This window comes from Nevskia sp., from assembly GCF_021732705.1.
In the GTDB taxonomy this organism is placed as follows: domain Bacteria; phylum Pseudomonadota; class Gammaproteobacteria; order Nevskiales; family Nevskiaceae; genus Nevskia.
This window is the reverse complement of sequence record NZ_JAKFUM010000020.1, coordinates 1-15,979: the sequence shown is the minus strand read 5'-3', so window position 1 is coordinate 15,979 and position 15,979 is coordinate 1. Positions and strand designations below refer to the sequence as shown.

The 15,979-nt window shown below is 67.6% G+C and carries 12 protein-coding genes; 5 read left to right on the top strand and 7 right to left on the bottom strand.

The genetic code is table 11. The features are described 5' to 3' along the window. Positions 1-117: 117 nt before the first annotated feature. Entirely contained in the window at positions 118-2,430 is a 2,313-nt protein-coding gene (locus QZ951_RS18640; RefSeq protein WP_293003362.1) for an enoyl-CoA hydratase-related protein, read from the top strand. Positions 2,431-2,452: 22 nt separating this feature from the next. Here QZ951_RS18640 and QZ951_RS18635 read toward each other — a convergent pair whose 3' ends face one another. Genes QZ951_RS18635 through QZ951_RS18620 form a run of 4 tightly spaced genes read right to left on the bottom strand, consistent with a single transcriptional unit; the run spans position 2,453 to position 6,242 of the window. Next, positions 2,453-2,953, bottom strand: a complete 501-nt coding sequence (locus QZ951_RS18635; protein ID WP_293003360.1) for a DUF2505 domain-containing protein — start codon at positions 2,951-2,953, stop codon at positions 2,453-2,455. A gap of 28 nt (positions 2,954-2,981) precedes the next feature. Beyond that, on the bottom strand, positions 2,982-3,923 hold the full coding sequence (locus QZ951_RS18630) for an alpha/beta hydrolase (protein WP_293003358.1): 942 nt from the start codon (positions 3,921-3,923) through the stop codon (positions 2,982-2,984). Next, positions 3,920-4,774: an SDR family oxidoreductase gene (locus QZ951_RS18625; protein ID WP_293003356.1), complete on the bottom strand. Its 855-nt coding sequence runs from the start codon at positions 4,772-4,774 to the stop codon at positions 3,920-3,922. The genes QZ951_RS18630 and QZ951_RS18625 overlap by 4 nt, the downstream gene beginning before the upstream one ends. A gap of 10 nt (positions 4,775-4,784) precedes the next feature. Then, on the bottom strand, positions 4,785-6,242 hold the full coding sequence (locus QZ951_RS18620) for an NAD(P)/FAD-dependent oxidoreductase (protein ID WP_293003354.1): 1,458 nt from the start codon (positions 6,240-6,242) through the stop codon (positions 4,785-4,787). A 96-nt stretch (positions 6,243-6,338) separates the two neighbouring features. On the opposite strand from QZ951_RS18620, the gene QZ951_RS18615 reads away from it, so the two are divergent. Beyond that, positions 6,339-6,998 carry a TetR/AcrR family transcriptional regulator gene (locus QZ951_RS18615; protein ID WP_293003352.1) on the top strand — a complete coding sequence of 220 codons (660 nt, stop codon included), beginning with the start codon at positions 6,339-6,341 and terminating at the stop codon, positions 6,996-6,998. On the opposite strand, the gene QZ951_RS18610 is transcribed toward QZ951_RS18615, so the two are convergent. Both QZ951_RS18610 and QZ951_RS18605 read right to left on the bottom strand, forming a co-directional pair. Beyond that, the gene (locus QZ951_RS18610; protein ID WP_293003350.1) at positions 6,999-7,568 is read right to left on the bottom strand and encodes a DUF3228 family protein; all 570 of its coding nucleotides are present in this window, start codon (positions 7,566-7,568) and stop codon (positions 6,999-7,001) included. It abuts the gene before it with no gap. 134 nt (positions 7,569-7,702) lie between these two features. After that, positions 7,703-7,930: a hypothetical protein gene (locus QZ951_RS18605; RefSeq protein ID WP_293003347.1), complete on the bottom strand. Its 228-nt coding sequence runs from the start codon at positions 7,928-7,930 to the stop codon at positions 7,703-7,705. 255 nt (positions 7,931-8,185) lie between these two features. Here QZ951_RS18605 and QZ951_RS18600 point away from each other — a divergent pair, with 255 nt between their 5' ends. The 3 genes from QZ951_RS18600 (at position 8,186) to QZ951_RS18590 (ending at position 14,474) form a co-directional block, all read left to right on the top strand. Continuing rightward, complete coding sequence (locus QZ951_RS18600) at positions 8,186-10,450, top strand: penicillin acylase family protein (RefSeq protein ID WP_293003345.1); 2,265 nt, start codon at positions 8,186-8,188, stop codon at positions 10,448-10,450. 233 nt (positions 10,451-10,683) lie between these two features. After that, a complete protein-coding gene (gene katG / locus QZ951_RS18595; protein ID WP_366943987.1) occupies positions 10,684-12,945 on the top strand; it encodes a catalase/peroxidase HPI in 2,262 nt (753 codons plus the stop codon). Between the two features lie 239 nt (positions 12,946-13,184). Next, a complete protein-coding gene (locus QZ951_RS18590) occupies positions 13,185-14,474 on the top strand; it encodes an NYN domain-containing protein (protein ID WP_293003341.1) in 1,290 nt (429 codons plus the stop codon). Between the two features lie 432 nt (positions 14,475-14,906). Here QZ951_RS18590 and QZ951_RS18585 read toward each other — a convergent pair. Beyond that, positions 14,907-15,979, bottom strand: a 1,073-nt coding sequence (locus QZ951_RS18585) for a molybdopterin dinucleotide binding domain-containing protein (RefSeq protein ID WP_293003339.1), incomplete at its 5' end; no start/stop codon positions are given.

The following is a 15,979-nucleotide window of genomic DNA, read 5'->3' as shown; positions in this document are numbered from 1 at the left end:
CTATGCGAGCGCCGCGGATGTCGGTCATCAGCGCGCGAGATACGGTCACCAGACTTACCGTAGGCACCTTCGGCATCATCCGCATATCGTTCCCATCGGCCGACACTGCCCGCAAACATGGAAAATCTCGATCTGCTGCCCGTCATCATCGGTGTTGGCGACATTACCGATCGCCCGGAAAAGGGCCAGTCCGGCCTGGAACCGCTGCGCCTGATCGAGGTGGCTGCCCGCGCCGCAGATACCGATGCCGGCGGCGGCTGGCTGGCCCAGGTCGATCGGCTGTATGTCGTGCCGCAGCTCACCTGGCCGTACAACGACCTGCCGGCGCTGGTGTCGAGCACGCTCGGCATCGCGCCGACCGTGGTGCCGACGGAAGGCATCAGCGGCGATTCGCCGGTGCGTTACCTGATGCAGGCAGCGGTCGAAATCGCCGCCGGGAAATCGGTCGCGGCGATGATCTGCGGCGCGGAAGCGTTCGGTTCGCTGCGGGCGGCGGCGTCGCAGCGCAAGTCGCCGGATGGCTGGACCCCGGGCGGCAAGGCGGCGCCGCTGATCGACGGCTCGTCGTACGTCACCAAGCTGGCGTCGAAGTACGGCCTGAAGGACCCGACCGAGGTCTACACGCTGTACGAGAACGCGCTGCGTGCGGCCCACGGCCAGACCGCGGACGCGTCGACGGCGGAATCGGCGGCGCTGTGGTCGCAATACGCGGCGGTGGCGGCGGGCAACGCCTACGCCTGGGATCGTGCCGGCCATGACGCATCGGCAATCGCCACGGCGTCGTCGAAGAACCGGCCGATCAGCTACCCGTACCTGAAGCGCATGGTCGCGCAGCTGTACGTCAATCAGGGCGCGGCGTTCATCGTCACCTCGCGCGGCGCGGCGCTCGCGGCCGGCGTGCCGGAATCGCGGCTGGTTTACGTCGGCTCCGGCGCCGGGGCGTCGGACATCGACGACTTCCTGTCGCGCCCGGGCTACGCCGAATGCCTGCCGATGGCGCTGGCGCTGACCGAAACCCTGAAGGCCAACGGCATCACCGCGCAGCAGATAGATGCCGCCGAAATCTATTCCTGCTTCCCGTGCATCCCGAAGCTGGCGCTGCAGGCCATTGGCGGCCTGCGCGAGGGCGTGGCGCCGAGCGTCACCGGCGGCCTGAGCTTCTTCGGCGGCCCGCTCGGCGACTTCATGAGCCATGCGATCACCGCGATGACCCGGGTGATCCGCGAAGGCGCGGCCAACACCGGCCTGCTGTACGGCAACGGCGGTTATGTCACCAAGCATCATGCGGCCGTGCTGCTGCGCCAGCCGCCGAAGGCTGTGCCGACCAACGTCGAGCTGAACGAGGTCGTCGCGGCCCGCCGTGCCAGCGTGCCGGCGATCACCCTGCTGGAGAGCTACGAAGGCCCGGCGACGGTCGAGACCTATCTGGTCAAGCACGATGGCAGCGGCGACCCGCAGCTGGCGACGATCGTGGCCCGCACGCCGGACGGCGCCCGCACGGTTGCGGCGCTGCATCCGCACGACTATCGCGGACAGGCGCTGCTGATCAACGGCGAGCGCGAACCGATCGGGCTGGCCGGCCACATCGCGCTGGTCAACGGCCAGATGCAGTGGACGTTCGAGGCTGCGCTGCTGCCGCCGGTCGGTGCGCCCGGCAGCCCGGTGCTGCTTGAACGGCGCGATGGTTTCGTCGCGGTGGTCACCTTGAACCGCCCGCTGCGGATGAACTCGGTCAACGCCCGTCTGGCGCGCGCGCTGGCCGAGATCATCAGGCTGACCGAGGCCGATCCGACGATCCGCGTCGTGGTGCTGGCCTCGTCCCGGCCGGAAGTGTTCTGCGCCGGGCTGGATCTGTCGTCACTGTCGAACCCGCGCGCGTTGCAGGAGCTGATGACCATCGAAGGCGGCTTTGCCGGCTACGTGAATGCCGTGCGCAGCAAGCCGTGGATCGCGGCCGTCAGAGGCCAGGCGCTGGGCGGCGGCTTCGAACTGGCGCTGGCCAGCGAACTGATCGTGGCTGCGGACGACAGCCAGTTCGGCCTGCCGGAAGTGAAGCGCGGCATCATCGCCGCTGCCGGTGGCGTGGCGCGCCTGCCGCGCGCGCTGCCGCGCAATCTGGCAGCGCAGGCGGTGCTGACCGGCGAGCCGATGGCGGCGGAACTGCTGCATCGCCACGGCGTGGTCAACGCGCTGGCGCCGGCGGATCAGGTGATCGATACCGCGGTCGCGCTCGGCCAGCGCATCGCCGCCAATGCGCCGCTCGCGATCGCCGAAAGCCTGAAGCTGCTGAAGCTCGGTGTCGACGTCACCGACGCCGAGCTGTCTCGTCTCAGCATGGAAGCCGGTGCCCGCCTGATGGGCACGGCCGACGCCCGCGAAGGCGGTCAGGCCTTCATGGAGAAGCGGGCGCCGGTCTGGAAGGGCAAGTAGCGCCGGCCACCGGCGCGCGGCGTCAGTAGCCGGCCAGCAGCCGGTTGGCCAGCGCGCCGTCTTCGGCGGTCTTGCTCTGGATGTCCTGTGCGAGGAACTTGGCGAGCGTGCCGCCGATCAGCGGCACGGCGCATTCGATGGTCCAGCGCATGCGGTTGATCGCGCCTTCCGGATGGGCCTCGAGCTTCATGTCGCAGCGGATCGTGGCGAAGCCCTTGAACGCGTCGATGACGACATCGAGCCGGCCGGTGCGGGCCTTGAGGTCCCAGGTGTCGGTCTGCTGGGCCTGCAGCCATTCGCTGCCGCCGACGAACTTCTGCGCCATCTTCGGCACCTCGATGCTGGCCTTGCGCTTGAAGCGCACTGCGATCTCGAAGCGGCCGTCGTCCTTCGACGTGCGGACGACTTCGATGTCGCGCAGGCCCAGTTCCTGATACTTGCGCGGCGCGTACGCCGGATCGCTGTACATCGTCAGCACCTTGTCGAGCGGTGCGCGCAGGATGTGTTCGGCAGTGAATTCCATCGGATGACTCCTCGCAGGTGGCCGCGACTCAGGTGCGCGGCTTGGACAGGAAGGTGGCGACGCGGGCCGCCGCGGCTTCGGGAATTTCGACCATCGGCATGTGGCCGACGCCATCGAAGATCTCGACTTCCGCGCCCGGAATGCCGGCGGCCCAGATTGGTGCCGTGCTGACATCGAGCAAGCGATCCTCGCGGCCCCACAGCAGCAGCACCGGCACGCGGATCTCGCCGAGCCGGGTGTCGAGCATGTCGCGGTGATAGAAGCCGCGCTTGATCTCGGCCAGCGCTGCGCGGCGGTCGATGTAGCGCTGCGCCACGGCGGCCAGCACCGATTCCGGCAGCCACGGCGCGCGGTGCATCGTCATCGGATAGAAGCGGTCGAAGGCGGCGCGATCCTGCACTTCGAACGGGTTCTGGCCGGCCTCGATCAGGCGGTCGGCCTCGCTCGGCGTCGGCGCCAGCACGCCGGCGGGATCGATCAGCGTCGCGCTCAGGATGCGATCCGGATGGCGCAGCGCCAGATGCGCCGCGATGAAGCCGCCCATCGAATTGCCGATGACGTGCGCGCGCTCGATCTTCAGCGCATCAAGCAGCGCGATCACGCGCTCGCCCTGCGCCGGTGCGCCGTAGTCGATGCCGCTGACGAACGGCGAATCGCCATGACCGGCGAGGTCCGGAATGACGATGTCGTAGCGGTCGATCAGATGCTTCGCGAAGCGCGGCCAGACCTGACGGTCGGCGCTGTAGCCGTGCAGCATCACCAGCGTTTCGCGGCCTTCGCCGGCACCGCCGCGGTAGATCGCGAGTGACATCTCGCCAATGTCGACGGTCTCGCTGTGCAGACCGTAGAGCCGGGCTTCGAGCTGTCCGCCGTCGTGATAGATCCACTCGCCGACGCGCGGCGAGGTCGCGGCAACGCCGGCGCCCGCGATCAGCAGACCCGCGGCCAGGACCTTGAGAACGGTCTTCATGCGGTGCGCTCCCGGCGCGGCTGGGCGGCGGCTTTCGTCGCCGGGTAATCGCTGCGGTCGATGACGCCTTTCATGTCGCGCCAGATGATCGGGTTCAGCAGGCGCAGCGGCACCAGATTGGCGCCGAGCCAGGTCTTCAACGAATCGCGTCCGAAGACGATCTTCGGCTGGCGCCGGCCGATGCAGCGGATGACGTGGCGGACGATCGCCTGCGGCGGTGTCGACAGGTACTTCCGCGCGAAGTCCTTCGAGCCCTCGGCGCGTGCGATGTTGGTGGCGATGCCGCCCGGATGGACCAGATGCACGCTGATAGGGCTGTCGTGCAGTTCCACCATCAGCGCTTCGGTGAAGCCGCGCACAGCGAACTTCGCGGCGCTGTAGTCCGAGTGGTTCGGCGGGCCGATCAGCCCGAAGATGCTCGACACGTTGACCACCGCGCCTTCGCCATTCGCGAGCAGCTGCGGGAGGAAGGCCTGCGTGCCGTGCACGACGCCGAAGAAGTTGATCCGCATGACGCGCTCGTAGGCGTCGATCGGCGTCGCCCACACCGGCTTCGATGCCCCTTCGATGCCGGCGTTGTTGATGATCACGTGGGCATTGCCGAGCGCGCGCTGCACGGCCTCGGCGAAAGCGAACGCGGCCGCGCGATCGGACACGTCGAACGCGGCACTGTGCAGGCGTACCTGCGGCGATTGCGCGCTGACGAGATCGACGGTTTCGGCCAATCCCTTTGCGTCGTAATCGTTCAGTGCCAGGTGCGCGCCGAGTGCCGCGAATTCGAGGGCATACGCGCGGCCCATGCCGGAACCGGCGCCGGTGATCACCACGATCTTGTTGCGGAAGTGCTTCATCGCGCGTGGCTCAGGCGAACACGTGGTGCTGCGGCTGGAAGCGGCTGGCCAGCCGGCGATAGGTGAAGCTGAAGCCCGGGAACATCGCGATCACGTGGCCGCTCTTGCTCTGGTACCAGCTCGTGCAGCCGCCGGACTTCCAGACCGTCTTCTCCATTTCCGAGTGGATCATCCCGGTGTAGGCCGCTTCGGCTTCCGGCGTCACCTCGATCGACTTCGCCCCGGACTTCGCGAGCCGCTTCAGGCTGTCGACGATGTAGTTCATCTGCGATTCGATGACGAAGATCGCCGAGGTATGGCCGATGCCGGTGTTCGGGCCGGTGACCACGAACAGGTTCGGGAAGCCGGGAATCGCGGTGCCGAGATAGGCGCGCGGGTATTCCTTCCAGACCTCGGCCAGCGGCGTGCCGCCCTTGCCGATCACCGGATACGAGATCACGCCATCGGTGGCGTCGTAGCCGGTGGACCAGACGATCAGGTCGACATCGACCTGCTGCCCGTCCTGCGTCAGGATGCCGCGCTCGTTGATACGGGCGATGCCCTGCGTCTTGTCATGCACCGTGACGTTCGGCCGCACCAGCGCCGGATACAGCGTGCTCGACAGGATGATGCGCTTGCAGCCGATGGTGAAATCCGGCGTCAGCTTCCGGCGCAGCACCGGATCCGGCACCTGCTTTTCAAGATTCTTCTCGGCGACGCGCTGCGCGAACAGGTTCAGCGCGCGCTTGGAATACTTGAAACCGACGACGCGCGTTTCGAGACCCCAGTAGATCGCCCAGCGCAGCGCCTTGTACAGCGGCCTGATGCCGAGCAGGCGGCGCTCGAACGGCGAGAACTTGCGATCCGGGCGCGGCAGCACCCAGTGCGGCGTGCGCTGGAATACATGCAGCGCGCCGACCTTGTCGGCGATCGCCGGAATCACCTGCGCAGCACTCGCGCCGCTGCCGATGATCGCCACGCGCTTGCCGCGGTAGTCGTAGGCGTGATCCCAGGCGTTGGTGTGAAAGGACTTGCCGGCGAACGTGTCGCGGCCGGGGAAGTTCGGGATCACCGGCGTGCTCAGCGGGCCGGACGCGTTGATCAGGATCTGCGCCTCGAACGTGCCGCTGCCGGTGGTCTCGATGATCCAGACCTTGCGCGCATCGTCCCAGCGCACCTGCTCGACATTCGCGCCGGTCGTGGTCTTGTCGCGCAGGCCGTGCTTGTCGATCACCTCGTTCGTGTAGCGCTCGAGTTCCGACTGCTCCGCGAACATCTGCGACCAGCGGTACGGCTCGGACGAGATCGAGTACAGCGGCGACTGCACGTCCACCGCCGCACCTGGATAGCTGTTCTGGCACCAGGTACCGCCCATGAACGCGCGGCGTTCGAGGATCCGGAAATCGTGGATGCCCTGTTCGAGCAGCCGGATTGCGGCGCACTGCCCGCCGAAGCCGCTGCCGATGATGACCACCTGATATGCGTTCATGTCTGCCTGCGTGTCCGGACCGGAAGGGCCGAGGATTGATGTGATGACAACTGCCATCACTTTACAATCTGATGGCGAGCGTCGTCAAATAGCGCCATGACGACGCGACGCAGGGACGACGACAGCGGCAGGACCTACGGCGGCGAAAGCGCGGCCGAACGGCTGGCGCGGCAGCGCCGGCAGTTCATGGACGCCGGACTGGAGCTGTTCGGCACGGTGGGTTACCGCGCAACGACGGTGCGCATGCTGTGCAAGCAGGCCGGCCTGATCGACCGCTACTTCTACAAGAACTTCACCGATACCGAAGCGCTGCTCGACGCGATCTATCGCGAGTCGATGGACGACATCCAGGCGCGGGTCATTCGCGCGCTCGGCGCTGCCAGCCCGGCCGAACCGGGCGCGATGATCGAGGCGGCGCTCGATGCCTTCTTCCAAGCGCTCGAGAACTCCCGCGTGGCCCGCATCTGCTGGCTCGAAGTGCTTGGCGTCAGCCCGCGCATCGATGCCGCGTACCACGGCCGCATCCAGCAGTTCGCCGGGCTGATCCTGACCTTGTCACGCACGCTGTTCCCGCGCTGGCAGGTGCCGGACGATGAAGCGGAAGTGCTGGCGATCGCGCTGATCGGCGCGATCAGCCAGTCCGCGATGCACTGGCTGCTGACCGATTACCGCACGCCGCGGCCGGTGCTGGTGCGGGCCAGTGCCCGGGTCTTGGCCGGTGTCGTCGGCCTGCCGCCGGACGCGGCACCGCGCTGATCAGGCCGGCGCGCGCCAGTTCGCGTGCCGTTCCCAGTAGTCGACGCTGCGCTGGTACGCGGCACGATCGATCGCGACCCCGGAGCCGCCTTCGGCCACGCCCAGGGCATTGCGCATCATCGTGATCGGCGCCATCGGGATGTCCTGCGGTTCCGACGTCGCCAGACAGCCGACGATGCCCCAGTTCCAGGCACCGTCGATGACTTCGCCTTCCTTCGCCAGCTGCGCGCGGTCGTACAGGATCACGACCAGATAATCGGCCACCGGCGCCATCACGCCTTCGAACCAGCGCGTCAGCACCGGCAGCTCGTCGCGGTTGCGGGCCTCGTAGCCGGAACGCAGCAGATGCCGGTTGTCATCGGTGATCGGCACCGTCAGGCAGCGCGTGCGGGTCCAGTTGCGATGCACGTGCAGCTGGCAGAACGGCGCGTAGCCCGGCAGCACGGCCAGTGGCGGCTCGCGGTTCAGATGCGCGACGAACTCCGCCGGCGTGATGTCCTGGATCGTGTTCGCGCGCGGCGTCTTCGGGAACAGGCGGGGACGGGCGAACGGCGTCAGGACGATCGACATGCGGATGGGCGGTCAGGCAGTGGATGGGCCGGCGCAATGGGGGCTGCGCCGGCCGACCATGATCGCGGAAGTCGCCCCGATCCGCGGCCCGTGGCGGCGGTTCGTCCCGGCGTTGACCGCGGGCTGCGACGGGATCAGGCCGCGCGGCGCAGCGGTTCGATCTCGACCGCTGCGGTCGTCGCGGCTGCGGTGGCGACCACCGCCGGGCGTGCCGTGGGTCGTGGCGTGGCCGCAGGCCGGGTGCTGGCGGCAGCGCGGGCATCGGCGACGGCGTCGGCCGCGATGAACGCGGCCTGCAGCGCGAGCGGCACGGCGACCGAGGTCAGGACAACCGCTTCGAAGACCGCCAGGAAAGACGACATGAGGTGCTCCGGAATCAATTCAGTGCACTGTTGTACACCGAATGGTGCAACGCAACAAATGGCATTTTCTTACCGTGTCGATTAACGCAAGCAATTGACGGCCGCGATGCGGGGCGGACGCTTCGGCGTGTTGATGCGACGGTTCCACCGTCTCGGTCGGCGATTGCCGCCATCCGCGCACGGTCTGTGCGATGGTTTCGGTCCGCGAAGCAACCGTCCCGGCCGCCCGGCCCGCCGCCCGAAAACTGCCTGCCCATGACCCGAATGCCGCTGCACAGGCTGTCGATCCGTTTTCCGAGGGCGCTGCCGCTTGCGCTGATGCTTGCACTGGCCGCCCCCGCGCAGGCCCAAGCCCAAGCCCAGACCCAGACCCAGACTCAGACCCAAGCCCCCACGCGGCCCGTGTCAGCGGCCGAGCAGGCGCGCTGGCGGGCCACGGCGGCGCGCGTGACGATCACGCGCGATGAATGGGGCATCGCCCATGTCGTCGGCAAGACCGATGCCGACGCCGTGTTCGGCGCGATCTACGCGCAGGCGGAAGATGATTTCGGGCGGATCGAGGCGAACTACCTGACCGCGCTCGGCCGCACGGCCGAGGCCGATGGCGAGGCGGCGATCTGGAGCGATCTGCGTCAGCGGCTGTATGTCGATCCCACGGAACTGCAGGCGCTGTACGGCAAAAGCCCGCCGTGGCTGCGCGTGCTGATGACGGCCTGGGCCGATGGCCTGAACCACTACCTGGCGACGCACCCGCAGACCCAGCCCAAGGTGCTGACCCGGTTCGAGCCGTGGATGGCGCTGTCGTTCACCGAAGGCAGCATCGGCGGCGACATCGAAACCATTTCCACCGCCGGTCTCGCCCGCTTCTATGGCGCCACCGAGATCGCAGCGCCGATCGAGGAAGCGAGCCTTGCGCTGCACGAGCCGCGCGGCTCCAACGGCATCGCGATCGCGCCGAAGAACACGGTCGATGGCCACGCGCTGCTGCTGATCAATCCGCACACGAGCTTCTATTTCCGCTCGGAACTGCATCTGCGCAGCGACGAGGGCCTGAACACGTATGGTGCTTCGACCTGGGGCCAGTTCTTCATCTATCAGGGCTTCAACGCCCATGCCGGCTGGATGCACACCTCGTCCGGCATCGACAACATCGACGAGTTCGCCGAAACCGTCGTCCAGCGCGGCAGTCAGTGGTACTACCAGTACGGCCAGACCTTGCGCCCGGTGACGCCCAAGCCGGTGACGATTGCCTACCGCAAGCCGGACGGCACGCTCGGCCGCCGCCGCTTCACCACCTGGCACACGCACCACGGCCCGGTGGTCGAGGCCCGCGGCGGCCAGTGGATCAGCACGGCGCTGATGTGGAAGCCGATTCCGGCGCTGGAGCAAAGCTGGCTGCGGACCCGGACCCGCGATCTGAAATCCTTCCTCGATGTGGCCGCGCGCCGCGCCAATTCATCGAACGACACGATCTTTGCCGACGACACCGGCGAGGTCGCCTACCTGCATCCGCAGTTCGTGCCGATTCGCGATGACGGCTACGACTACAGCCGCCCGGTCGATGGCAGCAATCCGGCCACGGACTGGCGCGGCCTGCATGCGATCGGCAGCCTGCCGAACGCGATCCGGCCCGCGATCGGCTGGGTCCGCAACACCAACGACCAGCCGTGGAGTGCGGCCGGCGTCGACAGCCCGAAGGCCGCCGACTATCCGCGCTACATGGATCGCTTCGGCGAGAACGCCCGCGGCCTGCACGCCGATGCATTGCTGACCGGCACGCGCGACTTCACGCCGGAGCGCCTGATCGCCACCGCCTACGACAGCCATCAACCCGGCTTTGCCCGGCTGATGCCGCTGCTGGTCGCCGCGTACGACGCGCTCCCGAAGGACGATGCCCAGCGCGTGGCGCTGGCCGAGCCGATCAAGATGCTGCGCGACTGGGATCACCGCTGGGCCACCGATTCGGTGGCGCAGTCGCTCGCCGTGTTCTGGGCCGATGGCCTGCGGCAGGACATCGACATCCAGACCCGCCTCCGTGGCCGCAATCTGGTCGATGCGCTGGCCACCGAGGTCACGCCGGCCGAGAAACTCGAAGGGCTGGCCAGCGCGGTCACGATCCTGAAGCGCGATTTCGGCCAGTGGGCCACGCCGTGGAGCGAGATCAACCGCTTCCAGCGCCTGAGCAACGCGATCAAGGCGACGTTCGACGACAAGCAGCCGAGCCTGCCGGTGCCATTCGCCTCCGGTCACTGGGGTTCGCTGGCGTCGTACGGCGCGCAGCGCGAGAACGGCACGAAGCGCTACTACGGCAGCAATGGCAACAGCTTCGTCGCCGTGGTCGAGTTCGGGCCGAAGCTTCGCGCCTGGGCAGTCACGGCCGGTGGCGAAAGCGGTGACCCGGCCTCGCCGCACTTCAACGATCAGGCCGAACGCTACGCCGCCGGTGCCTTGCGGCCGGTGCATTTCGAGGCGGCGGACATCGCGCAGCATGCCGTTCGCGTCTACCACCCGGGGCGCTGACGGCGCTGCCGCGTGCCGGCGGAAATCGGCTGCGATAGACCGATGATCTTTCGCTATCCGGGGGCTCGGAAAATGCAATTTCCCCCGGCGCCGACGGCTCCCTAGGCTTCGCGGCTGGTACGGAATCAATCCGTATCGATCCGCATCCATGGAGGAGTCTCATGACAAGCACTCACGCATCGACCCGCATTCGCGACGATCGAACAATCCCGCGCCGCGCTGCATCCCGCGCGCTGCTGCGGAAGACCTGCACCGTGCTGGCCGCGTTCGCGCTGACCGCCACGCCGCTGCTCGGCGCCAACGGCGCGCTGGCCGATGGCCCGGCCCGCAGCAACCAGTTCTGGTGGCCGCAGACGCTGGACCTGTCGCCGCTGCGCCAGCACACGGTCGAGTCGAACCCGTTCGGCCCGAGCTTCAACTACGCCGAAGCCTTTTCGAGCCTCGATCTCGACGCGGTGAAGCAGGACATCGCCACCGTGCTGAAGACTTCGCAGGACTGGTGGCCGGCCGATTACGGCACCTACGCGCCGTTCTTCATCCGCCTGGCCTGGCACAGCGCCGGCACCTATCGCACGGCCGATGGCCGCGGCGGTGCCGGCGGCGGTCAGCAGCGCTTCGAGCCGCTGAACAGCTGGCCGGACAACGCCAACCTCGACAAGGCGCGGCGCCTGCTGTGGCCGGTCAAGCAGAAGTACGGCCGCAACCTGTCGTGGGCCGATCTGATGGTGCTGTCCGGCAACGTCGCGCTGGAATCGATGGGCTTCAAGACCTTCGGCTTCGCCGGCGGCCGCGTCGATGACTGGGAGCCGGATCTCGTCTACTGGGGCCCGGAAACGAAGTTCCTCGACGACAAGCGCTACACCGGCGATCGCAAGCTCGAGAAGCCGCTCGCGGCGGTGCAGATGGGCCTGATCTACGTCAATCCGGAAGGCCCGAACGGCGTGCCGGATCCGCTGCTGGCCGCGAAGGACATTCGCGAAACCTTCGGCCGCATGGCGATGAACGACGAGGAAACGCTGGCGCTGATCGCCGGCGGTCACACCTTCGGCAAGGCCCACGGCGCGCGCAACCCGGAGAAGTGCGTGGGTGCCGAGCCGGCCGCCGCCGGCATCGAGCAGCAGGGCCTCGGCTGGAAGAACAGCTGCGGCAAGGGCAATGCCGGCGACACCATCACCAGCGGCCTCGAAGGCGCTTGGACGTCGAGCCCGGCGCGGTTCACCACGCAGTACCTGACCAACCTGTTCGCATTCGACTGGGTGCAGACCAAGAGCCCGGCCGGTGCCACGCAGTGGGTGCCGAAGAACGCCGATCAGCTTCAGATCGTGCCGGACGCGCATGACCCGGCCAAGCGACATGCGCCGATCATGTTCACCACCGATCTGGCGCTGAAGTTTGACCCGAGCTACCGCAAGATCGCCGAGCGCTTCAAGGACAACCCGAAGGAGTTCGAGCTGGCCTTCGCCAAGGCATGGTTCAAGCTGACCCACCGTGACCTCGGCCCGCGCGCCCGCTATCTCGGCAAGGAGGTGCCGGCGGAAACGCTGATCTGGCAGGACCCGATTCCGGCGCTGGATCATCCGGTGATCGACGCCGGCGACATCGCGACGCTGAAGGCGAAGGTGCTGGCCTCCGGCCTGACCGTCCCGGAACTGGTGCGCACGGCCTGGGCTTCGGCCTCGACCTTCCGCGGCACCGATGCCCGCGGCGGCGCCAATGGCGCGCGCATCCGGCTGGCGCCGCAGAAGGACTGGGAAGCGAACGATCCGGCCGAGTTGGCCAAGGTGCTGAAGAAGCTCGAAGGCATCCAGAAGGCGTTCAACCAGACGGCCACCGGCGGCAAGACCGTGTCGATGGCGGATCTGATCGTCCTCGGCGGCGCGGCGGCGATCGAGCAGGCGGCGAAGCAGGCCGGCCAGACCGTGCAGGTGCCGTTCACGCCGGGCCGCATGGATGCCGCGCAGGCCCAGACCGACGTCGAATCGTTCAACGCGCTGGCACCGACCGCTGACGGCTTCCGCAACTACTTCGCGAAGGATGCCGAGCGCTCGCCGGCCGAGATGCTGGTCGACAAGGCCAATCGCCTGACCCTGACCGTGCCGGAAATGACGGTGCTGGTCGGCGGCCTGCGCGTGCTGAACGCCAACGCCGGCCAGGCCGCGCATGGCGTGTTCACGCGCAAGCCGGGCACGCTGAGCAATGACTTCTTCGTCAACCTGCTCGACATGTCCACGCAGTGGCGCAAGTCGGCCAAGAGCGAGGGCATCTACGAGGGCACCGATCGCAAGTCCGGCCAGCTCAAGTGGACGGCGACGCCGGTCGATCTGGCCTTCGGCTCCAGCTCCGAGCTGCGCGCCATCGCCGAGGTCTACGCCGCCGCCGATGGTCGCGACAAGTTCCTCGGCGATTTCGTCGCCGCATGGAACAAGGTGATGATGCTCGATCGCTTCGACCTGCCGGCACCGAAGGCCAGCGCGCTGCGGACGGCATCGAACTGACCGTCAACGTCTGATCGGAAGGTCCGGAACGGCGGCGCAGACAGCGCCGCCGTTCTTTTTTTGGGCGCCGCAACGACCGACGCGGCGCCTGCGGCATGCCGCCTCCGGGCGTCGAATCCGGCCACGCGCCATTCCCGATGGATCGACCGCCTAGAATGCGGGCAGTCGGCAGGCCGCCCGCAGCATTCGCGACGACCCTGCACGGACCCGGAATGTCCTCCCGAACCCCCGAATTCCCCATGAAAAGCGCGCTGTTCGTCGATTTCGACAACGTCTACTCCGGTCTCCGTCGGCTGGACCCGGAAATCGCCGATCGCTTCGCCCAGCAGCCGATGCGCTGGATCGAATGGCTGACGCGATCGCTGCCGGCGCCACCACATGCGCCGCCCGGCGCGGCATCGAGCCGCCGCCTGCTGGTGCGGCGCTGCTATCTGAATCCGCAGGCCTACCAGCGCTTCCGCCCGGCGTTCAACCGGGCCGGCTTCGAGATCATCGACTGCCCGCCGATGACCAGCGAAGGCAAGACCAGCACCGACATCCACATGGTGCTGGACATCGTCGATCTGCTGCAGCACGAGGTGCATTACGACGAATTCATCGTGTTCTCGGCCGATGCCGACTTCACGCCGGTGCTGCGCAAGCTGCGGCGCTGGGATCGCCGCACCACCGTGCTGGCGATCGGTTTCCCGTCCGCCGCGTATCAGGCCTCGGCCGATCTGCTGATCGACCAGGACGAATTCGTGCGCGGCGGGCTCGGCTTCGACGAAGCCGACGACGCCGGCGACGGGGCTGGCGACGACACCGGCCCGACCGATCGCCGTGCCGAGGGGTCAGGCGACGATCCGGACACCGCGGCCCCGGCCGTCAGCTTCGATCCGGTGGCGCTGGCCGACCTGATCCGGGCCGAGGTCGAGCGCGCGCGCCGGCCGGTCGCCTGCGGCCGCATCGCCCAGATCGCCATCGCGCAGTGCGGGCCGATCTCGGCGGACTGGGGCGGCAAGGGCACGTTCCGCCGCTTCCTCGAAGCGCTGGATCTGCGGCCGCTGGTGATCGACTGGTCGACCGCCGGCGGCTACATCGCCCTGCCGGGCATGCCGATGCCGCATGCCGGCGCGCCGGACAGCCGCAGCCACGACGTCGCGGCCGATCCGCACCGGCCGCTGCTGCTGCAGGTCAACGCCGCGATGGGCCTGCCGCTGCTGACCTCGGCCGAAATCGGCTTCCTGCTCGACTGTCTGGCCGCCGATGTCGCCGAGCATCCGTTCAACCTGACCCAGACCGGCAAGCGCGTGCGCGATCGTTGCCGCGACGCCGGCTACGGCATCAGCCGCAGCGACGTCAGCTTCGTGCTGTCCGGCATCCTGCTCGGCGGTCACTATTTCGGTCACGGCCCGGACGATGCGGTCAGTCTGGGTCAGAAACTGATCGACAACGTCCTGCGTCTGTGCCTGCGCGAGCAGCTGGTGCTCGACGAATCGCAGATCGCCCAGCTGCGGGCCTGGGCGACGCCGGCCAGCGCCACGCGCTGAGCTGCCGTTCGGCGGGCGAAACCGTCCGCACCGGCATTTCACTCACCCCGGTGCGAGCCGTGCCGGCAGAACGGCACGGTTCCTGCTGTTCATTGAACGACGCAATCGGCAATCCGGGCTTCGCGAAACGCCTCTCTCGCGGTCGCCCGAAAATTTGACACTAACGTCATCAATTTTATTGCAGTTGCGATAAAGCATTGTTTCGGTTGACATTGATTTTCAACGAAGCGCTTGACGACCTCCCCGAACGTCCGTATAGTGCGCTGCAACAAAGATCACTGACACAGCGCGAACAAGAACTCGAACGCGGTGTGGATGGCTCCTCCAGAAAGGCCTCGTGCCTTTCTCGCACCTTGCCCCCTGCAACAGGGGGTTTTTTTTGTCCGTCGTTCTGGTCGGAACGCCGAATTGTTGGCACCGGGGCCAGATCAGTCAGGCGCCCGCTCGCGTGCGGACCCAAGCCTGATGTTCGGCGATCGCCGTCTTGAGCTCCGGTACGCAGGATCCGCAGTTGGTACCGCATTTGAGCTTCGCCCCGAGTTCCGCCGGCGTGGCGCAACCGCCTTTGATGGCCGCTTCGATAGTCTTGCGTCCGATACCGAAGCAGGAGCAGACCGTGGCGCCGGCATCGTCGTGGCGGCTCAGCGGCTCGCCGATCAGCAGTCCAACGCGATCTTCTGGCGCTAGCTGATCTTTCTCGAACAGGCTGGACAGCCAAGCCCGCGACGGCAAGTCCGGGCGCGGCGAGACGAACAGGCAGGCGGTGATCCGACCATCGATGACATGTGCGGCGCGGAAGATTCCAGCGGTGATGTCCTCGTATTCGAGCCAGTCGGCGTCAGGATCGTCCACGCCGAGCATCACGCGGGCGCGTGATGACCAGCTGCCGTCGGCGTATCGCCCGGCCAGTTCATGGCGGCTGGCGCCGTCGCCGGTGATGCGCGTCCACCAGGCGGCCTGCGACGTCAGCGACGAGACGCCGGCCGCATCGGAATCGCGATTCAACGCAAAGCCATGCCAGGCGACCCCGAATGGCTCGACGCGCACCGGCGTGTGCTTGAACTCGGGCTCGCCAGACACCGGATCGACCACCGGATTGACCAGCTTGCCGACCCGGGCATCAGACGCGAATTGCCCGTTCCAGTGAATCGGCACGAACACGCTCTTGCGCGGTATTTCGCCGGACAGCCGCACCCGGACCACGCAACTGCCATGCGCCGACGACACGCGCGCCAGCTCGTGCTCGCGTACGCCGCACAGCAGCGCGTCCTGCGGATGCAGGTCGACGAACGGTTCGGCGACATGGGTCGCCAGCCGGGGGCTGAGACCGGTGCGGGTCATCGTGTGCCAGTGATCGCGGACACGGCCGGTGTTCAGGGCCAGCGGGTAATCGTCATCGAGCCGTCCAGCCGGGGCCTGCGGCGGAGTCGGGATGAAGCGGGCGCGGCGGTCGGGGGTGTAGAACCGGCCGCTTGAGAAGACCGTGAGGGGTGAGGGGTGAGGGG